The sequence below is a fragment of the Rhizobium acaciae genome, assembly GCF_025941625.1.
In the GTDB taxonomy this organism is placed as follows: Bacteria; Pseudomonadota; Alphaproteobacteria; order Rhizobiales; family Rhizobiaceae; genus Rhizobium; species Rhizobium acaciae.
In genome coordinates, this window is the sequence record NZ_JAPCZO010000002.1 from 72,442 (window position 1) to 91,816 (window position 19,375).

At 62.1% G+C, this 19,375-nt stretch carries 20 protein-coding genes and 1 riboswitch; of the genes, 7 read left to right on the top strand and 13 right to left on the bottom strand.

The genetic code is table 11. From position 1 onward, the window contains the following. Positions 1–23: 23 nt before the first annotated feature. The 3 genes from OLZ32_RS04145 to OLZ32_RS04155 all read left to right on the top strand — a co-directional run bounded on the left by OLZ32_RS04145 (position 24) and on the right by OLZ32_RS04155 (position 2,144). On the top strand, positions 24–929 hold the full coding sequence (locus OLZ32_RS04145; protein WP_264399237.1) for a choline sulfate utilization transcriptional regulator: 906 nt from the start codon (positions 24–26) through the stop codon (positions 927–929). A 119-nt stretch (positions 930–1,048) separates the two neighbouring features. Further along, entirely contained in the window at positions 1,049–1,252 is a 204-nt protein-coding gene (locus tag OLZ32_RS04150; protein ID WP_264399238.1) for a hypothetical protein, read from the top strand. A 100-nt stretch (positions 1,253–1,352) separates the two neighbouring features. Continuing rightward, positions 1,353–2,144, top strand: coding sequence for an HpcH/HpaI aldolase family protein (locus tag OLZ32_RS04155; RefSeq protein WP_264399239.1), 792 nt, complete (start codon positions 1,353–1,355; stop codon positions 2,142–2,144). Between the two features lie 3 nt (positions 2,145–2,147). Here the strand turns inward: OLZ32_RS04155 and OLZ32_RS04160 are convergent, their stop codons facing one another. From OLZ32_RS04160 to OLZ32_RS04220, 13 genes are all read right to left on the bottom strand, one after another. Next, entirely contained in the window at positions 2,148–2,828 is a 681-nt protein-coding gene (locus tag OLZ32_RS04160; protein WP_264399258.1) for a spermidine synthase, read from the bottom strand. A gap of 70 nt (positions 2,829–2,898) precedes the next feature. Beyond that, on the bottom strand, positions 2,899–3,798 hold the full coding sequence (locus tag OLZ32_RS04165) for an ABC transporter ATP-binding protein (protein ID WP_264399240.1): 900 nt from the start codon (positions 3,796–3,798) through the stop codon (positions 2,899–2,901). Further along, entirely contained in the window at positions 3,795–4,598 is an 804-nt protein-coding gene (locus OLZ32_RS04170; protein ID WP_130788404.1) for an ABC transporter ATP-binding protein, read from the bottom strand. Before OLZ32_RS04170 ends, OLZ32_RS04165 begins: the two co-directional genes overlap by 4 nt. Next, complete coding sequence (locus OLZ32_RS04175; protein WP_264399241.1) at positions 4,595–5,473, bottom strand: ABC transporter permease; 879 nt, start codon at positions 5,471–5,473, stop codon at positions 4,595–4,597. Before OLZ32_RS04175 ends, OLZ32_RS04170 begins: the two co-directional genes overlap by 4 nt. A gap of 1 nt (position 5,474) precedes the next feature. Beyond that, positions 5,475–6,452 (bottom strand): ABC transporter permease, encoded by a 978-nt coding sequence (locus OLZ32_RS04180; protein ID WP_264399242.1) that lies wholly within the window; start codon positions 6,450–6,452, stop codon positions 5,475–5,477. A gap of 55 nt (positions 6,453–6,507) precedes the next feature. Further along, positions 6,508–8,154: an ABC transporter substrate-binding protein gene (locus OLZ32_RS04185; protein ID WP_264399243.1), complete on the bottom strand. Its 1,647-nt coding sequence runs from the start codon at positions 8,152–8,154 to the stop codon at positions 6,508–6,510. A 43-nt stretch (positions 8,155–8,197) separates the two neighbouring features. Continuing rightward, the gene (locus OLZ32_RS04190) at positions 8,198–9,220 is read right to left on the bottom strand and encodes a glycoside hydrolase family 3 N-terminal domain-containing protein (RefSeq protein WP_264399244.1); all 1,023 of its coding nucleotides are present in this window, start codon (positions 9,218–9,220) and stop codon (positions 8,198–8,200) included. Between the two features lie 24 nt (positions 9,221–9,244). Continuing rightward, positions 9,245–9,724 (bottom strand): GNAT family N-acetyltransferase, encoded by a 480-nt coding sequence (locus tag OLZ32_RS04195; RefSeq protein ID WP_264399245.1) that lies wholly within the window; start codon positions 9,722–9,724, stop codon positions 9,245–9,247. A 218-nt stretch (positions 9,725–9,942) separates the two neighbouring features. After that, entirely contained in the window at positions 9,943–10,752 is an 810-nt protein-coding gene (gene thiD, locus OLZ32_RS04200; RefSeq protein ID WP_264399246.1) for a bifunctional hydroxymethylpyrimidine kinase/phosphomethylpyrimidine kinase, read from the bottom strand. After that, entirely contained in the window at positions 10,749–11,384 is a 636-nt protein-coding gene (gene thiE, locus OLZ32_RS04205) for a thiamine phosphate synthase (protein WP_264399247.1), read from the bottom strand. The genes thiD and thiE overlap by 4 nt, the downstream gene beginning before the upstream one ends. Then, on the bottom strand, positions 11,381–12,184 hold the full coding sequence (gene thiM, locus OLZ32_RS04210) for a hydroxyethylthiazole kinase (RefSeq protein WP_264399248.1): 804 nt from the start codon (positions 12,182–12,184) through the stop codon (positions 11,381–11,383). The genes thiE and thiM overlap by 4 nt, the downstream gene beginning before the upstream one ends. Positions 12,185–12,234: 50 nt before the next feature. Further along, positions 12,235–12,331, bottom strand: a riboswitch (TPP riboswitch). A gap of 91 nt (positions 12,332–12,422) precedes the next feature. After that, complete coding sequence (locus tag OLZ32_RS04215) at positions 12,423–13,751, bottom strand: hypothetical protein (RefSeq protein WP_264399249.1); 1,329 nt, start codon at positions 13,749–13,751, stop codon at positions 12,423–12,425. A 9-nt stretch (positions 13,752–13,760) separates the two neighbouring features. After that, a complete protein-coding gene (locus OLZ32_RS04220) occupies positions 13,761–15,440 on the bottom strand; it encodes a S8 family peptidase (RefSeq protein ID WP_264399250.1) in 1,680 nt (559 codons plus the stop codon). 479 nt (positions 15,441–15,919) lie between these two features. Between OLZ32_RS04220 and OLZ32_RS04225 the strand changes: the two genes are divergently transcribed. From OLZ32_RS04225 to OLZ32_RS04240, 4 genes are read left to right on the top strand one after another with little or no spacing between them, the layout of a single operon-like run. Continuing rightward, positions 15,920–16,549, top strand: coding sequence for an invasion associated locus B family protein (locus OLZ32_RS04225; protein ID WP_264419673.1), 630 nt, complete (start codon positions 15,920–15,922; stop codon positions 16,547–16,549). Positions 16,550–16,561: 12 nt separating this feature from the next. Next, entirely contained in the window at positions 16,562–18,283 is a 1,722-nt protein-coding gene (locus OLZ32_RS04230) for a ShlB/FhaC/HecB family hemolysin secretion/activation protein (RefSeq protein ID WP_264399252.1), read from the top strand. 12 nt (positions 18,284–18,295) lie between these two features. Continuing rightward, positions 18,296–18,763 (top strand): hypothetical protein, encoded by a 468-nt coding sequence (locus tag OLZ32_RS04235; protein WP_264399253.1) that lies wholly within the window; start codon positions 18,296–18,298, stop codon positions 18,761–18,763. A gap of 45 nt (positions 18,764–18,808) precedes the next feature. Beyond that, positions 18,809–19,363: a hypothetical protein gene (locus OLZ32_RS04240; RefSeq protein ID WP_003547904.1), complete on the top strand. Its 555-nt coding sequence runs from the start codon at positions 18,809–18,811 to the stop codon at positions 19,361–19,363. Positions 19,364–19,375: the final 12 nt, after the last annotated feature.

Below are 19,375 nucleotides of genomic sequence, written 5' to 3' on the forward strand. Positions count from 1 at the left end.
GATGTTTGCCAAAAGGATTTTTTATGTCAGACCGCCTGCTGCCTGAGCTGGGATGGATGCGCATCTTCGCGGAGGTCGCAAGGCTCGGCAGCTTTTCGGCTGCGGCGGCAGGTCTCGGCCTTACGCAGCCTGCCGTCAGCTATCAGATTCGGCGGCTGGAAGAGCAGTTCGGCGTCGCCCTGCTGCGCCGCCAGCACCGCGGCGTCGAGTTGACCGCGGAGGGCGAACGGCTTTTCCAGATCGCCGCGAAGACGGTTGGTGACATCGATGCCCTGGCGCGCAGTCTCCGCACCGAGGCTCAAAGGCCGGTCGTCAGACTGAGAACCGACTATGCCTTTTCGGCGCTTTGGCTGATCCCGCGCATGCACGGCTTTCGCCTGCTTCACCCGGAAACGGATATACAGATCGTCGCAACCCAGAGGCTTGAGCCCGGCTTTCGTGACGACGCAGATGTGGCGGTGGTTTTCGGCACAAAGGCGGAATTCGGCGCTATCGGATCGCTTCTGCTGCGGGAAAAGGTCGTGCCCGTCTGCACGCGAGGCTTTCTCGATCGCAACGGCCCGTTCGACGATCCGCAGCAGCTTGCCAAGGCGATCCTCATCCATCTCGACTCGACGATGCCATCGCCCTGGTTCGACTGGCGAAGTTATTTTGCCGAATTCTCCGTCATTCGCGATCTCCATGCCGGCCGCGGGGATGTCAGCTTCAACACCTACTCGCTGGTCGTCCAGGCCGCTCTCAGCGAACAGGGCGTGGCGATCGGCTGGATGGGGCTGGTCGATACGCTTCTCTCCACACATATGCTGGTGGAAGCCGGGCCGCCGCTCGAGGCACGCGACCGCGGTTATTGGCTGATACCGCCGCGATCGGCAAATGTTGATAGCGAGAGGCTCAGCACCTGGCTGGTGGATGAAGTCGGCAGGACCTGACATTCGGACCTAGGCTGGCGCGTCATGGCATCCGGAATATGTTCGCGCTCAGGAGAGAAGCCTTGTCATGACCGACGCCGATCGACATTGTGGCATCGATTCATAGGGAAGGGCGAAGCATGTCGCAAACCGTCGGATACGTCGTTGGACTGCTCATGATCTTCCTGGGGCTGATCTGGATCGCCCAGGGAAGCGGCTATTTTCCCTATCCCGCATCCAGTTTCATGATCAACCAAAGCATCTGGGTTCTCTGGGGAGGCATCATGGCTGCAGCGGGGATCGCCGTGACGGTCATTATTTCACGGCTGCGCCGGAGAGGATGAACCGGCAACCCGTGCATGGCTTTGAGGGAATTCGACATCGAAGAGTTCCCCGAGGTGAAATATCTGGCCGCAGGCGGCCTGTCGAACTGAGGAGAATGGCATGAGCGCAGCTGAAATCGACGGCTTTGCGGACCGGATCAGGCAACACCGGGGCGGCATGATCTCCGCCTGGATCGGTATTCCCGACGCCACGCTCGCCAATCACCTGGCGCAGGAGGCTTTCGACACCATCGTGCTGGATATGCAGCACGGCATGTGGGACATGCCCTCGGCCGCGAACGCCGTCGCCCAGGTTCGGCTTGCTGGCAAGCCGGCGCTGGCACGCATACCGGTCGGCGATTTCGCGTCCGCCTCGCGCCTGCTCGATGCCGGCGCCTCCGGCATCATCGCGCCGATGATCAATGCGGCCGAAGACGCGCAAGCCTTCGTCAAGGCCACCAAATACCCGCCTCTCGGCGAACGCAGCTGGGGACCCTCGCTGGCGCTCAACCATACCGGCCTGTCGGCCGATGATTATCTGAAGAACGCCAACGCGCTTACCGTCGCCATTGCCATGATCGAGACCCGGGCGGCACTCGAGGCGATCGACGGCATCCTCGGCGTTGCCGGTATCGATGGCATTTTCATCGGTCCTTCCGACCTTTCGATCGCACTCTCGAACGGCGATCAGGTGGCGCCGAACGCCGCCGAGATCGACAGCGCAATGCAGCATGCGGTTTCGCGCTGCCGCGCCCATGGCAAATTCGCCTGCGCCTTCGCCGGCGACGGCGAGCGGGCCGGTGAACTGCTGAAGTTCGGTTTCGATCTGGTCATTGCCGGTGCCGAGACAGCGCAGCTGCGCTCCGGCGCCCGCCGCGCCATCAATGCCGCCCGCCGGATCGCTTCTGCTTGAGCGTCATTTCACCGGTTTGAAGGCCAGCCAGATGACGTGGCGGGCGCCGCCGCGTTTGCCGTTGGCGCGTGTGTTGACCGCATCGACGGAAAAACCGCTGTCCTTGAGACGTCGCGTGAAATCGGGGTCCGGACCGGACGACCAGACGGCGAGCACGCCGCCGGGGCGCAGCGCGTCGCTGGCGGCGCGAAGGCCGGCGAAGTCGTAGAGCCGGTCGTTGGATTTGCGGGTCAGGCCATCAGGGCCGTTATCGACATCGAGCAGAATGGCGTCATAGGCAGCCTTGCCGGCGCGGATCGCCTCGCCGACATCGCCCTGATGGATGCCGACGCGCGGATCGTCGAGACAGCCCTGGAAGACCTCGTCCATCGGCCCGCGCGCCCAGGCGACAACGGCTGGCACCAGTTCGGCGACGGTGACGCCGGCATCTTCCGGGAGGACGGCGAGAGCGGCGCGCAGGGTGAAACCCATGCCGAGCCCGCCGATCAGCATCCTTGGCTTGGCGTGCGACTTGATCCGATCCCAGGAAAGGGTCGCCAGCGCTTCTTCCGAGCCGCTGAGACGGCTGTTCATCAGCTCGTTGGCGCCAAGCATGATCGAGAACTCGCTGCCGCGCTGCTTTAGCCGCAATTCGCCGTTTTCACCGGGAATGGTCGCGGAATCGAGCTGGATCCAGGGCAGCATGACGGCTTCGCCTCGCATGAAAGGAACCGTCCCCTAGCATAGGGCGCCAGATGAGGCCAGCAAGCCGGCCTCAGATCATCCGCATGAAATGATCCTGCTCGAATTCGATGACATCGTCCTGCGGCACGGCCGAACGGCGGCGGATGTCCTCCACCTCGTCGGGCCTCAGCCGGGCCTTCGGGTCCTCGAACCGGACCTCTGGATCGGGCACGGCCGAGAGCAGCAGCCTTGTATAGGGATGCAGCGGATTGTCGATTACCTTGGCGACGCTGCCCCATTCGACGATCTGGCCGGCATACATCACGGCGATGTCCTCGGCGACGTAACGGGCGGTGGCGATATCATGGGTGATGTAGAGCAGGCCAAGATTCATCTCCTGCTTCATCTCGTTCAGCAGGTTCAGCACGCCGAGGCGCACGGAGACGTCGAGCATCGAGGTCGGTTCGTCGGCAACGATCACCTCCGGCTTGACGGCCAAGGCGCGCGCGATGTTGACGCGTTGGCGCTGGCCGCCGGAGAGCTCGTGCGGATATTTCGGCGCGATGAGATCGGGATCAAGCCTGACGCGCTGCAGCAGTTCGCGGACCGCGGCGTCGATCTCGGCCCCCTTGATCTCCGGGCGATGCAGTTTCAGTGGCCGCCGGAGATGATGGGCGATGGTGTGGGCCGGGTTGAGGGAAGCGAAGGGGTCCTGGAAGATCATCTGCACCGAACGGCGGTAACGGGCGATCTCGGCGGATTTCGCGGCTTCGACAGGCCGGCCCTTATAGAGAATCCGGCCCGATGTCGGCAGATATTCGCGCATCGCCATGCGGGCGCAGGTGGTCTTGCCGCTGCCGGATTCACCGACGAGCGCCAGCGCCCGGCCGGCATCCAGCGAAAACGAGATGGCGCGCGCCGCATGGACGGCCGCGGAACCATGGCCGAAAGTCTTGGTCACCTGGTCGAGTGCGAGAATGGCGTCCGTCATAACAGCACTCCTCCATGCAGCGAGGGGAAGGAGGCCCAAAGCTTCTTCGTGTAGTCGTGCTTGGGCGTCCTGTAGATCGCCTCGGCCGTGTTCTGCTCCACCAGCTGGCCTGCGAGCATGATGCCGATGCGGTCGCAGAATTGTACCATCAGCCCGAGATCATGGGTGATGAACAGCACGGAAAAGCCGAAGCTGCGGCGCAGTTCGTTGATGCGCTGCAGGATTTCGCGCTGGACGACGACGTCGAGCGCCGTCGTCGGTTCGTCCATGACGACGAGCTTCGGATCGAGCGCCATGCAGATGGCGATGACGATTCGCTGGCGCATGCCGCCGGAGAACTGGTGCGGATAGTCGCGCATGCGATCCGGGGCGATATCGACGAGCGTCAGCATTTCGGCGGTGCGCTCGCGGGCTGCAGCACGGCTCATGCCCTTGTGGGTGCGCAGCATGTCGTAGAATTGCGTCTCGATGCGCAGCACCGGGTTCAGCGAGTTCATCGCGCTCTGGAAGACCATCGCAACCTCGCGCCAGCGGAACGCGCTGAGCGCCTGCCGGTCGAGGCCGAGCACGTCGCGGCCGTCGAGCAGGATGCGGCTCTCCTTGCGGATAAGCGCTGGCGGCTTGTGCAGGCGGCTGATGGCAAACGCGATGGTGCTCTTGCCGCAGCCGGATTCGCCGGCAAGGCCGAAGACCTCGCCGGGCGCGACATCGAAGCTGACATCGTTGACGGCGCGGAAATCCTTCTCCTCGCCGATATAGTCGATGGTGAGGTTCCTCACCGAAAGCAGCGGCTGGGTCACAGGCGACCCTCCCCTGTTCGAACGAGCAGGGACCAGCGCTTCAGGTGATTGCCGGTGCGCAGCCGCGGATTGGCGATCTCGTCGACGGCGAAGTTCAAGAGCGACATGCCGATGCCGAGGAAGGCGAGGGCGAAGCAGGGGGTGAGGATATCCCACCAGGCGCCGACAGAAAGTGCCGAGGCCTTCTGCGCATTGTAAAGCATCGTGCCCCAGGAGATGGCTCGGGGATCGCCGAGGCCGAGGAATTCCAGCGTCGCCTCGGTAATGATCGCGAAGATGACGCTGCCGATGAAATTGATGCCGACGATTGAAATCACGTTGGGAAAGATCTCGAATGTCATGATGCGCCAAGGCGGCTCACCCATCATCTCGGCCGATTTGACGAAATCCTTCTGCTTGACGGAGAGCGTTTCGGCGCGGGTGACGCGTGCGCCCCAGGCCCAGGAGGTGGCGCCGAGGATAAGGGCGATGACGAGGGGGCTTGCCTGGCCGATGAAGGCGGCAAGCACGAGCAGTAGCGGCAGGTTCGGAACGACCAGCACCATATTGGTGAAGAAGCTGATGATCTCGTCGGTCTTGCCGCCGCGATAGCCGGAGATGATACCGAGCGCGGTGCCGACCAGCGTGATCAGCAGGCCGGCGCCGAAGCCGACGGCAAGCGAAGTACGGGCGCCGTAGATCAGCCGGGCAAAGACATCCTGGCCGATGCGGGTCGTGCCGAGGATATGATCGAGCGATGGCGACTGGTGCGGCCGTCCGGTGCGGGCGGCGGGATCGTATTGCGTCAGCAGCGGCGCTGCGATCGCGACGAGGACGATGAAGGCGATGATGACGAGACCGACGAGCGCCTTGCGGTTTCGAAGCAGGGTCTTCATCTCACGCTCCCTTCAGCCTGGGATCGAGCAGCACATAGCTGACGTCGACGATAAAATTGGCGATCAGCATGGTCGCGGTCATGATGAGGAGCTGGCCCTGGATGACGGGGTAATCGCGGGCGAGGATCGCCTGGTAGAGAATATTGCCGAGGCCGGGATAGTTATAGACGACCTCCGTCACCAGCGAGCCGCCGAGGATGGTGCCGATGGCGATGGCAAGGCTGGAGACGGTCGGCAACAGGGCGTTGCGCGCCGCGTACCAGAGCATCACATGCCGATCCGAAAGGCCCTTGGCGCGGGCCATGACGATATAGTCCTCGCCGAGCAGGTTGATCATGTTGTTGCGCATGGTGACGGTGAAGCCGCCGATCAGCACGGTGCAGAGCGTCACCATCGGCAGTATGCCGTGATAGGCGAGGCTGCTGATATATTGCAGGCTGAAGGCCGGATCGAGCGATGGGTCGGCGGCATAACCGTTCGGAAACCAGCCGAGCGTGAAGCCGAAAATGAAGAGCACGATCAGCGAGGTGACGACGGCCGGCACCGAGGTCGCGAAGATCGCGCCGACGGAGACGATAACATCGAACTTGCTGCCGCGGCGCCAGGCGGCGACGATGCCGAGGAAGGTGCCGAGCGCGAAGCTGACGATCGTCGCCGTGCCCATCAGGCCGACGGTCCAGACGAGCGCATGGCCGAGCACCGAGGTGACGGGCAGCGGGAAATACTTGATCGAGCGGCCGAGATCGCCGGTGAAGATGCTGCCGAGATAGGTGAGGTATTGCTGCCAGAGCGGACCGTCGACGAAGCCGAAGGTGAGCTTCAGCGCCTGCAGGCTTTCCGGCGGCAATTCGGTGCCGGCGCTGGAAAACATGATCTGCACGGGATCGCCGGGCATCAGACGCGGCAGGAAGAAATTGATCGTCGCTGCCGCGATGAAGGCTGCCATGTAGAAGACGAGGCGGCGAAGCAGGAAAGCCATGGGAACTCCGTCGTGACGGAGCGGCGCTTTACGCCGCTCCCGAGGATTGCGATGCTTACTTCACCGGCTCGAGGGCCAGGAGGTTCAGCAGGCGTGCCGGATTGGTCCGCGAGATCGACGGATTGACGAAGGGGTTTTCTTTGGTCGACCAGCCGGTGAAGCGCTTGGTGTTGTACTGATACCAGTTCGGATTGTTGAACACCGGAATGACAGGCATGTTTTCGGCTACGATGCGCTGCGCCTTGTTCATCGCGTCCTTCTGCTTGGCAAGGTCGGCGGTATGGGTGAACTCGGTGACGAGTTTCTCGACCTCCGGATTGAACCAGCGCTGCGCGGTGAAGCGGGTCTTGCCCTTGTCCGAAGCGCTGAAGGCGCGCTTGTAGGGATAGTAGGGCGAAGCCGATGCCGGCAGGCTGTTGATCGCCGCATCGAAGGTGCCGTTGATGAGGTTGCCGGTCCAGACGGCTTCCTCCGGCGTTTCGATCTTGGCGTCGATGCCGACCGCCTGCATGCCCTCGACGGCGAGGTTGACGGTGTCGATCCAGTCCGTCCAGGCGCTGGGGACGATAATCGAGAAGGAGATCTTGGTGCCGTCGGGATTGTCGCGGAAGCCGTCGCCGTCCTTGTCCTTGTAGCCCGCCTCGTCCAGCAGGGCCTTGGCGGCATCGGCATCATAGGTTGCGAATTTGCCGAAGTCGGCCTTGACGGACGGGTCCGCCCAGCTCTTGTAAAGCTCGCCCATCAGGCCGGGGTCTTCGTTCAGCGTCGGATAGCCGTAGCCGGCGACGTCGATCATCGTCTTGCGGTCGAGCGCCATCGAGACGGCACGGCGGAACTTCAGGTCGTTGAAGGCCTTCTTGTTGTTCGCGTTCGCCGTTTCCAGGTTGAACAGAAAGGCGACCATGCTGCTCGGCGAATACCAGTAGTGGAAGTGCGCCGGGTCCTTGGAAACATAGACATTGTCGATATCGGGGATGAAGGAGACGCCCCAGTCGAGCGTGCCGTCGGCCGTAGCGGTCAGCATCTGGTTGTTGTCGGCAAGCTGCGGGAAGCGCATGCAATCGACCTTCAGGTGCTCGTTGTCCCAGTAGTTCGGGTTGCGGCACTGGTCGTACGTCTGGCCGGTGAAGCGCGGCACTTCCGTCAGCGGGCCGCTGCCAACAGGGGTCTCGTTGGCGAAGGTGACCGGATCGGTGACATCCTTCCAGACATGTTCCGGAACGATCGGCAATTGCGAGATCTGCTCGGCGGCAAGCGAGCTCGGATTGGCGAGCGTGAAGCGCACCGTCTGGCCGTCGACGGCCTTGATATCGGTGATGAAGGTCCAGATGCTGACGAAATCGAGCGCCGGGAACTTCTTCAGGTAGTCATAGGTGAATTTGACGTCGGCTGCGGTCAGCGGCTTACCATCAGACCATTTCAGGTTCGGGCGCAGCTTGAAATCGATGCTCTTCAGGTCGTCGGAAAGTTTGAAGCTTTCGGCCAGGCGATAGACCGGCTTGTTGCTGTCGAAGCGGTTGAAGACGACCAGCGGCTCGTAGATGAAGTCGAGTGTCGACTGGCGCGACGAGGTCTGGTTGAACGGGTTGAAGTTGCGAACCCAGGTCGTCGCCGGTTCGATATTCACGGTGAGGACCGTCTGCGCCATGGCGGAACCCGAAAGCACTGTTAGTGCGGCGGCGGCAAGAAGATATTTTTTCATGTTTTATTCCCCTTTTCTTATGCGGTGAGAGATGAGGTGCCGGTCAGGAGACCAACGCGCTTTCAAACATGTCTTCGACTTCAGCATGGGCGGCGCGGACATCGATCTTGAGATTGCCGAGGCGGGCCTTGCCGGCAGCGATCCGCTGCAGGGCGCCTTCCGTCAGCGGGCGGGCGGCCTTGGCGGCGGCTTCGCTTTCCGGGATGTCGCCGTGGCTGTGGAGCGCGATATCGAAACCTGCGTCGAGCACCTGTTTGACGCGTTCCGGCAGGGTGCCGGAGAGCGATTCCATGAAGATGCAGTCGGAAATCAGCACGCCGTCATAACCCATGTCCTTGCGGATCACGTCGTGCATAACAGGCGAGACGGACGCCGGCAGCTCGGCGTCATAGGCCGAATAGACGACATGGGCGACCATCGCCCAGGGCGTATCCTTCAGCGCCACGAAGGGCTTGAAGTCGGTCGCGGTGAGCGTCTCGCGGCTGGCGTCGACGACCGGACGCTCCTTATGAGAATCGAGCGTTGCGCGGCCATGGCCGGGAATATGCTTGATGACGGGCATGCTGCCGGTCTCGAGCAGGCCATCGACGACCTCGCGGCCGAGGGCAGCGATAATGTCGGGATCAGAGCCGAAGGAGCGGGCGCCGATGACCGCGCTCGTCGTCTCGAAGACGAGGTCGAGAACGGGAGAGCAGCCGCTGGAAAGGCCGAGTTCCGTCATCATCGCGCCCATGGCCTGGGAGGAAAGGCGCAGTGCTTTTTTGCCGAGATCGAAATCGCGGCGCGCAAGTTCGGCAAACTGGCCGAAACTGCGGAAGAGCGGCCAGGGGCCGGCATCGAGATGCTGAACGCGACCGCCTTCCTGGTCGGTGAAGACAGGCGCGTCGTCGCGGCCGACGGCTTCGCGGAAGCGCTCGATCAGGCGCCTCGTCTGCTCCGGCTCGCGCTGATTGCGCCGGCCGACGAAGAGGCCGAGCGGATTGGTTTCGCGAAAGAGGGCGAATTCATCATCCGAAATAGTGGGATTCGGAAGGCCGACGAAAAGGGCGAGCGGGGTCGAGGACAATTCTGTAACTCCGGGATCAGATGGTCATTTCGGCGCGCTTCTCAGCATGCCTTCGTAGATGCCCTTATCGGGGGCGGGGATGATGGTTGCGCCTGCGGTCCTGGCGTAGAAGTCGACCGGGCCGGCATCGCCGATGAAGGCATAGGCGTGGCCGAGCGTCTTCATGGTCTGAAGACAGGCGGAAAAGAGGGCGAGCCCGATGCCCTTGCCGCGGGCATCGGGATCGACGCCGGTCGGGCCGAAGAAGCCGCGCGCCGTCGTGTCATAGCAGGCAAAGCCCAGGAGCTTGCTGGCGTCGACTGATATCAGGCAGGCAACGGGCTGGCGGGAGAAGGCGACCGCGACTTCGCTTGCCCAGTTCTCGCTGAACCGTTCGCGAACCCAGCTGACGATAAGATGCAGTTCCGGGGGGAGGGCCGGACGGATGGAGACGCCGACTTCGTCGGCTTTATGTTTCAGGTCGGCGAGCTCAGTGGAATATAGGCTCACAAGCAGGTCTGGCACCCGTCACTCCTCCAGTTATTCCGTTATTGCGGAACATATCCCCTTTTAGTGTCATAGACTTGGCCATCTGGCCGGGCTTGTCAACAAGGTTTTTCAAACGGCCAAAGGCGCGAGCCGCCGCTGTCCCCAGGGTTTCAACGCAAAGTAGGTGCCGAACGCAAAACGGCCCGGGAAGGCCAAGCCGTTTTCGATTGGCGGAATATTGGCTGAGCGGACGCCTATTCGGCGTCTTTCCAGAGCGCATGAAAATGCTGCACCGGGCCGTGGCCGGAGCCGACGGTGAGGCTTCCGGCAGCCGCGACCGCGCCGGCGAGGTAGACCTTCGCGATGGCGACCGCCTCCTGCGCCGAAGCGCCCTTGGCGAGCTCGGCCGCCAGCGCGCTGGACAGCGTGCAGCCGGTGCCGTGGGTGTTCTTGGTCGGCACGCGCCTGGCTTCGAACCAGTGCAGGCCGGCAGCGGTGGCAAGCACGTCAGGGCTCTCGTCGCTGTCGAGATGGCCGCCCTTGACCAGCACCGCGACCGGGCCAAGCGCCCGCAGGCGCTCGGCCTGCGCCGCCATGTCAGCGCGGTTTGTCGCAACCGGCTGGTGCAGCAGGGCGGCGGCTTCGGGCAGGTTCGGGGTCAGCAGTGTGGCAAGCGGCAGCAGCCGGCGGGTCAGCACATCGACCGCTTCAGGCGCAAGCAGGGCGGCTCCACCCTTGGCGATCATGACCGGGTCGATGACGATCGGAATGTCGCGGTGGTCAGACAGCGCTCCGGCAACGGCATCGGCGATGCCGGCATTGGCAATCATGCCGATCTTGACGGCATCGACGCGGACATCGGCAAAGACGGCATTGATCTGGTCGGCGACGAATTGCGGCGGCACCAGATGCACGCCGCTGACACCTTGCGTGTTCTGCGCCGTCAGCGCGGTCAGCACCGCCATGCCGTAGACGCCGCGGGCGGAAAAGGCCTTGAGATCGGCCTGGATGCCGGCGCCGCCGGAGGGATCGGAGCCGGCGATCGAGAGAACGTTGCGGATCATGCGCTGACCTTTCGAATTTCTGCGGCGATGCGGCGCGTGGCCGCTTCGGGGTCGGGCGTGCCGCAGATGGCGGAAACGACGGCAAGGCCCTTGGCGCCGGCGGCGAACACTTGGGCGACATGATCCGCCTTGAGCCCGCCGATCGCCACCGACGGCACCGGCGAGGCCTTCACCAGCCTTGCAAGACCGTCAAAGCCGATCGGCTGCTTGTGGTCGGCCTTGGTCGGTGTCGCAAACACTGGCCCGACGCCGGTGTAATCGATGAGATCAGGATCGACGGCACCGGCGAGCGCCTCGTTCTCGACCGACAGGCCAAGGATCACGTCGGGGCCGACCATCGCCCGCGCTCTCATCGCATCCATGTCTTCCTGGCCGATATGCAGGCCGTCGGCGCCGATGGCGATTGCCGCCTCGACGTCATCGTTGACGATGAGGAGGGCGCCGGTCCCAACAAGTGCCTGTTTCAAGGCACGGCCGGTCTCGATCATCCCGATGGTGCCGGCATGCTTGTCGCGCAGTTGCACCATGGTGGCGCCGCCGGCAATGGCAAGGCGCGCGGTTTCGACCATGCCGATCCCGGCGCAGAGATCGGGGTCGAGGACGAGGTAGAGCGAAAGGTCGAAAGCCTTCATGCGGCCGATATCCTTGCCCTGGCGTCAAGCGTTTCGGCGTCGAGCGCGGCCAGCGCATCGAGGAAGCGCCAGGAGAAGGAGCCGGGGCCGGCCGCTCCAAGTGCTGCCTCCTCGCCGGCGATGGCGAAGGTTGCAAGTGCCGCAACCGTCGCGCCGAAGATATCCTCAGGTGCCGTCGCGGCAAAGGCGCCGACGAGGCAGGTGAGCGAGCAGCCGAGTGCTGTGACTTGCGGCATCAAGGCCGATCCGCCTTCGATGCGCACGGCCCGCTCGCCGTCGGTGACGAAATCGACGGCGCCGGTAACGGCGACGACCGCCCGCTGACGCTCAGCGAGCCATCGCGCCGAACCTTCCGCCTGTTCGACCGGGTCGCGGCTGTCGACCCCCTGGCCGCGGCTCTCTCCGCCGGCAAGCGCGATGATTTCGGAAGCGTTGCCGCGGATGATGGTCGGACGCAGTGCCAGGAGGTCGGCGACGGCGTTGCGGCGGAAAGCCGTCGCATAATGGGCGACCGGATCGAGCACCCAGGGTTTGCCGGCTAATGTCGCCGCCTTCGCCGCCGCCTGCATGCCGTCGATCCATTGCGTCGACAGCGTGCCGATATTGATGGTCAGCGCACTGGCGATCCCGGCGAATTCGCCGGCTTCTTCCGCCGCATGCACCATGGCGGGCGAGGCGCCAGCGGCGAGCAGAACATTCGCGGCGATATTCATGGCGACATAATTGGTGATGCACTGAACGAGCGGCGGCTTTTCGCGCATCGCCTTCAGCATCGCTCCTGGTGTGGTCATGGTCTGCATGTGGCCCCTTTCAGGCGGGGGCGGGCACGGGGCGGTTCGTGCGGACGGTGCCGCGGCCCCGAGCGACTCCCTCCGCCGGCATTATCCGGTTCAGGTTCGAAGGGTGCTTCTCAGCCCGTCTGTCGACGGGCGCCCCTGTCTCTCATCGCGCTCTTTTTCGCAGAGAACAGGACTGATGTCATCCTGAAAATGACAATTCCACGACTGACAGCGCCGCGCGTTTTTTTATGAAAGGCCATCAGCCGACGATCTTTGCCAGCAGCCGTCCGACATCCTCGTTGGCGACATTGTTATGGGCATCCGACGCCCTCGTCTTGATGATGTACTTGTCCGCCAGGAAGGTATTGACCTTGCCGGCCTGCGGCGCGAAGACGGCATCCGTATCGTCCTCGACGGCCTGCCCCGCCTTCAGGTGCTGCGGACCGTTCGCCCCCATCGCCCCGAACTCGTCGTTGGCATCGCCGATGCTCTTGGCGATATCGCGCGACAGGCGCGACGCCAGCGCATAGGCGAGCGTGCAGGCGAGATCGTTGTGGGTGTGGGTGATGCAGATCGGGCCGGTCGGTTTGCCCACGACATCGGGAAAGGCGCCGGCAAGGCCCGGCTTGATCTCCTTCGCGAAGCCATTGTGCGAGAAGGCTCCTTGCAGCAGGGTGAGCGAGAAGAATTCCAGCTTCTGGACCGGGGCGAGCCCGTTGGCTGCTGCCGCGACCAGCCGGGCGCCGAAGCTGTGGCCGACGAGATGCAGGCGGATCGGCTGCTGCAGCACGAGCTTCGACAGCACGCTTTTCGTCAAAGCCTCGCCGACGATGCCGGCGCGTTTCTTCATTTCGTAATAGGTCAGCTGGTTCAAAAACCGCGCCACCGCCGCTCTCGGGCCGGAGATCAGGCCCGAGACGAAATCCCCGAGCCCTTGAGCCTTGCCGACGGAGCTTTCGAGGTTAAATGTCGGCGCCGCGATGAGAGCTTCCATCAGCATTTTGGCGCTGGTGGCATCGTCCGTGGCGAGCGCAATCGGCGCTGAATCCGCGTTGAGTTCGGAATCCGTTCCGGGAGAACCGAGTGCTTTATTGCCGTTCTTGACGAGGAAAAACGACGTCGTTTCATTGAGCGCTTCGGCTGCCGCCCGCGCCTTTTCGGCCGTTGCGGCGCCATCCGGCCCGAAGAGATCCTCGAAATCCTTCAACACGTCTTTGAAGGCCTGATCGTCGAGATCCTCAGGGCCTGCCGCCGTCCCATCTGCTGCCAGAGTTCCACCGCCGCCTGGCGTCACCAGTGTCTGCTCGTCGAAATCGGTGCGATAGGCCTTGGCGGGCCAGACGACACCGGCGACGACGGTGTGGTTCGCCTTGTCGGGGGCAAGTTTCTTGCGGGCGTTCGCCCACAGGGTTCCGTAGAGTTTGCGGGCATCGTCCTTGGTATTCTTCCAGCCATGCGACATGACCACCAGATCGGTCGTTCCGGGCTGGTTGAGCAACGCCGCGAGACTTGTCGTCGTCGCGGGATCGATCGCGCCATTCTTGTCGAATTCGAGCCATAGGAATGGCGAGGGGCCAAGCGTGTCCATATGTCCTCCTTACACAGCCTGTAGCGTTCGCATCAGATCGAGCAGGCCGGCGCCCTGAAACTCGGGTCGTCGCTTGAGATCGGTCGCGGCGCCGATGAAGATTTCCTTGACGCGTTCCGGCTGGCCGAGAAATTCACGCCGAACCGAGAGAAACGCGGCGATCGCGCCGGAGACATGCGGCGTCGCCATGCTCGTTCCGGTATCCTCCCGGAACGGCGCTTCACCTGACTTGGCGCCGTTGTAGAGCGCGCATGAGATGATGCGCTCGCCGGGGGCGACGAGATCGGGCTTCATTCGCCCATCCGCGGTCGGTCCCTTGGAGGAAAAATAGGAGACGCCGTAGGTATGCGGCATGTCGCGATGCGTCGAGCCGACAGTGATGGCGAGCGCTGCGTTGCCGGGATCCATGATCGTGCCGCTATGGGCCGCGCGCTCCGGCGCGCCTGAGAATTGCGTCACCGTACCGTAGCCGGCATTGCCGGCCGCGACCACGACGCAGACGCCCGAACGCACCAGCCTGTCGACCTCGACGCAGAGCGGGCTTTGCCCTGCCGCGAACCAGACCGGATCGAACGGATAGCCAAGGCTGAGATTGATGCCGTGGATCTTGATGTTGCGCCCGTAGTCGTTCGAGCGCTGAACATAGCCGATCGCAGCCAGCAGATTGCTGAGCTTGCCCTGCTTCTCATTGGCCAGCACTTTCAGGCTCAACAGCTTGCAGTGCGGTGCCATGCCGGTGATGACGCCGTCATGAGTATCCTTGACGGTTGATTTGGTCCCGTCCTCGTTGCGCACCTCCGCTTTCACGCAGATCTTCTTGACCGCGTCCGTCTTCGGTTCGTCCAGCACCGATGTGCGGCCGGCGATGATGCCGGCAACATGGGTTCCATGGCCGGCATTGTCGATCAGCGCCGCAGCCGACGCCACGGCCGGGTCCGGATTGTCGGCCGTGAAATCCCGATGAAAGAGGCCGTCCGGCAGATCGAGCGTTCTCAGTGTTTTGAAATGCGGATGTGTCCCGTCAATGCCGGTATCGGCCACTGCCCAGACAATGCCTTTTCCGCTGGCTGCGAAGGATGCATGCGCCGCATCGCATTTGATTGTCCTGACGGATTCGTAGACGCAGCGTTTGATCTTGTGATCGCACCAGATCTTGTAGACGAGTGGTGTCTTCTTATTCTTGCTGCCGCTTTTGGTTTCACCCTTATTCTCGTCGTCATCGTTTTTGGGCATTGTCCAGCTCGAAAGCCGGTCAATGGCTTCCCGGGTCAGGGTCGCGAAGGCGTAGCTGTCGGTCCAGAGGGATTTGGCGGTAATCCTGCTGCCATTCGAAAACATCTGCGAGAGGTCGAACTTTACCTCTTCGGGAACCGCAGGCATGCCGAGTGGCGCCGACATGCCGAAACGCCGCAGATTGTTGCTGTCATCCGTCGCGCCGATCCTGTCGAGGTGCAACAGATAGGCCTCGAACAAGAGCTGCCGCGCCGCCGTCACGCCGCCTGGAAAATCACGGTTGAATTCGATGATGACATCGAAGCTCTCCGGGCCTTTGGCGACCTTCTTGGGGTGGTCTGGGTCGCCCTTCATGAAGGACGAGAGGTCGCCTCCGATTCGTGTCTTGACCAGGTTTTCCCGAATGCTGTCCTCGGGCTCTGTCCCGGGCTGCCTTGGCCGTTGCCGTTTTGCCATGCGGCTATCCTCTCCTTTTCGAGAAGAATAACAGTAGCAACCGTGGGTGCAATGAATTTCTAAAATACATCTTTGTATTTGTGAGGAGCATTGGAAAAGGTACAGATCTTGGAGAGGTTCTCTTCTTTGAAGAAACAAAGCTCGTCTTCCCAAGACTTCGCTTCATTTCCGGATAGTTCGGAATTATTCATCCTATCCGTTCATTTGTCGAATTTTCAATGCAAGCGGGCACATGGACAGCTTCGCGTAAGTTGCGCGTCGTCTCATGGTCCTCGCCAATCGGTTTAATTCGTGTGTTGAAATCCGTTGGCGAATTCGTTGAGGGCGAGTCTCGGCCGAGGCAAGACTTAATCTCCCGGAACGCGAAGTAAATATCTAACGGAAACTTTACCGTGCTGACACGCTCAGGTTGACGAAATGATAGATTGTAGCGATACGGCTCTACACGTGAATAAAATCTTCCTGAAGTTGTATTTTAGATGAGCAAATTTTTGAAAATCGGCATGAAGCGAGGCCTCCGGACTATCGCCCCCGTTTTGATATTCATCGCTTGTGCCAACCCGGCTTTTTCGCAATCACCTGTTCCAGCCGAGCAAGGACTGGAACACGTGCAGGCGCCAGCTCAACCGGCGCCGGCCATGAAATCGCAGAAATTCGACGACTGGTATTATCGCTGCACCGGTTTGGCAGGCACTGAGACTTGCGAAGTCGCACAGGTTGCGCAGGTCGCCAAAGACGGCAAACCCGTCAATATCCTGACGCTGGCAATCGCCGCTTCGCCGGCCGGTTCCGCAGACAGGGGCAAGGGCGACAAGGGCAAGCCGCGGCTGATGCTGACGGCCCTTCTGCCGCTCAACGTCTTCCTGCCCTCCGGCCTGTCGATCAAGGCCGACGGCAAGCCGGTCGCCAAACTCGAATATCGCAACTGCAACCAGTCCGGATGCTGGGCGCAGCAGGCGCTGGATACGAAGACGGCCGCGGCGCTGAAGAAGGGCTCGAGCGCCGAAGGGCTGGTGCGGCTGATGAACGGCCAGGACGTCAATATCCGTTTCTCGCTGAAAGGGCTGAAGCCGGCCCTCGACGAACTCCAGCCCACTGCCGTGAAGTAACCGAATTTCAAAATGACGACAGACATTCGATCCTCCCTGGTCGCCGGCGCCGTCCTCATGATCGGTGTCGCTTCCGCCCACGCACAGTCGCCTGCCGACGATTTTAACCGCCGCCAGGAAGAGCAGACGCAGTCGCAGCGGCTGGATGCGCTTCGCCGTGCCACACCGGGCGGCAGCGCGAATGGTGAAAACGGGTCTTTGCCCGCAGGCTCCGGAAATGGCGCCTGTTTCGACATCATGCGCGTCGAGATCGATGGGGCAACCCTGCTATCGGCGCAGGATATCGGCAAAGTGACAGCACCTTACGGCAACCGATGCGTCGGTCTCGCCGAGATCAATGCGGTCCTCAGGGATGTCACGCACCTCTATATCGATCATGGCTATGTGACCTCGCGGGCCTACGTGCCGCCGCAGGATATCGCCAAGACCAGGATCCTCCGCCTGCTCGTCGTCGAAGGCACGCTCTCCGACATCTATCTCAATGGCCAGAAAGTCGCCGGCAGCGGTTCGCTGGCGACAGCCTTTCCGGGCCTGAGCGGCCGGGTCGTCAATATCCGCGATATCGAGCAGGGGCTCGACCAGATGAACCGGCTGCAGGCCAACGACGCCAAATCCGCCATGTTGCCCGGCCCCAAGGACGGAACGTCGATCCTGAATATCGAAAACCGCCCGGGCCGGCCCTGGCATGTCGCCTTCGGCAATAACAATATGGGGCAGGAAAGCACCGGCTTTTCCAGGAGTTCGGCATCGCTGACCTTCGACGATCTCATCGATATCAACGATCAGTGGAACTTTTCATACGAGCATAGCGGTCCGGACTATCCCTGGAGCAATGACGGACGGGGATATGGCAACAGCTATTCCGGCAGCGTCAGCGTCCCCTACGGTTACTCCACTGTTTCGCTGAACGGCTCCTGGTACCAGTATGAAAGTGCGGTCGAAGGCAACTTCAGCACCCTCGAGACCTCGGGCAATTCGGGGCAGGCGGGCCTTGGCATCGATCGCGTCGTCTTGCGCGACAAGGATTCGATCACGACTGTCCGCAGCAGCCTGACCTACAAGCAGACGAACAACTTCCTGCTCGGCAATCTGATCGAGGTCGGCAGCCGTCGATATACGGTCGGCGAGATCGGCGTTTCCCATTCCCGCCGCATGTTCGGCGGCATCTGGGTGTTCGATGGCAGCTACGACAAGGGGCTCGGTCTCTTCGATGCCGTGGAACCAGGGGATCCCGGCGCCGGCAACGCCGATCCGCGATTTTCAAAATTCAACGCCACGATCAGCGCGACGCAGCCGTTCAAGCTGGCCGGCCGGCAGTTCGAGCTGACCTCGCTCATCAGCGGCCAATATTCCCCCGACAATCTGCTTGGCGCGGAACAGATCTCGCTTGGCAGCTACAGCAATGTCCGCGGCACGCGCGAAAGCGTGCTCTTCGGCAATAATGGCATGTTCAGCCACAACGAGATCGTCTGGAGAACGAAATCCAACGAAAGCGGCGACGCAGTCGCGAAGGTCTTCGGTGAGCTGCGCCCCTATCTCGGCCTGGACTACGGCCACGTCTATTCGCAAAAACGCTTCGACATGACGGGTGGCGATCTCGCCAGCTGGACGGCCGGTATCCGGGCCGTCGGCGGCAATATCAGCGCCGACCTCGGCTATTCCGACATCGTTGCAAGCAGCCTCGACCATGTCGACGGCGGGCTCTTTTATTTCAGCGCATCCACTCATTGGTAACGGAAGCAAAAAATGACCACCAGCAATATTTCGACGAATGATCGCACTCAGACCTTTTCAAGATCGACAGCGCTGATCCTTGCCCTTTCCATCTCGCTTGCCGGCTGCGCCGGCCGGGAGGCCCGGCCGGTCGCTTCGACCAACCCGACCGACAGCGCGTTCGATTGCGCCGGCATCGCGCGTGAATTCGAGGCGAACGAACGGCAGATCTCCTCGACGGTGAAGGAACGGAGCGACGCGCAAGGCAAGAACATCGTCCTCGGCGCGACCGGCGTCCTTCTGTTTTTGCCGGCGCTCTTTTTCATGGATCCGAAATCGCCCGAAAAGGTCGAGATCGATGCGTTGCGCAACAGAAACAAGGTCCTCACCAGCATTGCCAAATCGAAGGGGTGCCCGGCGCCCAAGTCCCAGTTGACCGAGCTTTACAAACATCTCGACGCCAAGGCCAAGCCTGCGTCGTCATCGGACAACAGGAACTGAATTTCGCTGACATTTGAACCTTATGCCTGAATCCTGGAGCTCTGTATGCGTATCGTGCGTTTTCTAACCCTTCTGCTTCTGGCGGTGACGCTTGCGTCCTGCGTCACCACCGACCCTCGGCTTGCCGCCGCGCTCAAGCAGACCTCGGTCTCGCAGATCCGGGTCGAGACCGCTCCCGACGTCACGATGGGCGGCTTTTTCGATCGCACGAAGCCGGACCCGCAGCTGCCCGCCGTGGTGCGGACATTGCAGAGCACCATGGCGCGCGAGCTGACTGGTCTTCCCGGCGGACCCGTCAAAGGTCGTCTGGTCGTGACCCTGCATACGGTCGACGTGTCGAGCAAGCCAGGACGCGTCATCGCCGGGACCGATAGCTACATCCAGGGAACGGTGCGGCTCGAAGATGTCAAGACAGGCCAGTTGATCGCCGAAGCCCAAAGCATTCGCGGCGATGATAAAGGCGTAAAGGGAGGTGGCGAAATCGGCATCGTCATTGCGATGGCCATTAACGCTGCGCAGTCCCAGGGAGAGGACGCGCTCGCCCAAAGGCTCTCCAATTCTTTCACCCGCAATGTGAAGACCTGGCTCACCCAGAAATAGGCCTGCGATGAG

Excerpts from the sequence above, each read along its gene's own strand:
- OLZ32_RS04155 (WP_264399239.1), top strand. The coding sequence starts at position 1,353 with ATGAGCGCAGCTGAAATCGACGGCTTTGCGGACCGGATCAGGCAACAC.
- thiM (WP_264399248.1), bottom strand. The coding sequence starts at position 12,184 with ATGCAGACCATGACCACACCAGGAGCGATGCTGAAGGCGATGCGCGAA.
- OLZ32_RS04225 (WP_264419673.1), top strand. The coding sequence starts at position 15,920 with ATGAGCAAATTTTTGAAAATCGGCATGAAGCGAGGCCTCCGGACTATC.
- OLZ32_RS04235 (WP_264399253.1), top strand. The coding sequence starts at position 18,296 with ATGACCACCAGCAATATTTCGACGAATGATCGCACTCAGACCTTTTCA.
- OLZ32_RS04165 (WP_264399240.1), bottom strand. The coding sequence starts at position 3,798 with ATGACGGACGCCATTCTCGCACTCGACCAGGTGACCAAGACTTTCGGC.
- OLZ32_RS04220 (WP_264399250.1), bottom strand. The coding sequence starts at position 15,440 with ATGGCAAAACGGCAACGGCCAAGGCAGCCCGGGACAGAGCCCGAGGAC.
- thiE (WP_264399247.1), bottom strand. The coding sequence starts at position 11,384 with ATGAAGGCTTTCGACCTTTCGCTCTACCTCGTCCTCGACCCCGATCTC.
- OLZ32_RS04150 (WP_264399238.1), top strand. The coding sequence starts at position 1,049 with ATGTCGCAAACCGTCGGATACGTCGTTGGACTGCTCATGATCTTCCTG.
- OLZ32_RS04175 (WP_264399241.1), bottom strand. The coding sequence starts at position 5,473 with ATGAAGACCCTGCTTCGAAACCGCAAGGCGCTCGTCGGTCTCGTCATC.
- OLZ32_RS04160 (WP_264399258.1), bottom strand. The coding sequence starts at position 2,828 with ATGCTGCCCTGGATCCAGCTCGATTCCGCGACCATTCCCGGTGAAAAC.
- OLZ32_RS04230 (WP_264399252.1), top strand. The coding sequence starts at position 16,562 with ATGACGACAGACATTCGATCCTCCCTGGTCGCCGGCGCCGTCCTCATG.
- OLZ32_RS04215 (WP_264399249.1), bottom strand. The coding sequence starts at position 13,751 with ATGGACACGCTTGGCCCCTCGCCATTCCTATGGCTCGAATTCGACAAG.
- OLZ32_RS04185 (WP_264399243.1), bottom strand. The coding sequence starts at position 8,154 with ATGAAAAAATATCTTCTTGCCGCCGCCGCACTAACAGTGCTTTCGGGT.
- OLZ32_RS04145 (WP_264399237.1), top strand. The coding sequence starts at position 24 with ATGTCAGACCGCCTGCTGCCTGAGCTGGGATGGATGCGCATCTTCGCG.
- OLZ32_RS04180 (WP_264399242.1), bottom strand. The coding sequence starts at position 6,452 with ATGGCTTTCCTGCTTCGCCGCCTCGTCTTCTACATGGCAGCCTTCATC.
- thiD (WP_264399246.1), bottom strand. The coding sequence starts at position 10,752 with ATGATCCGCAACGTTCTCTCGATCGCCGGCTCCGATCCCTCCGGCGGC.
- OLZ32_RS04240 (WP_003547904.1), top strand. The coding sequence starts at position 18,809 with ATGCGTATCGTGCGTTTTCTAACCCTTCTGCTTCTGGCGGTGACGCTT.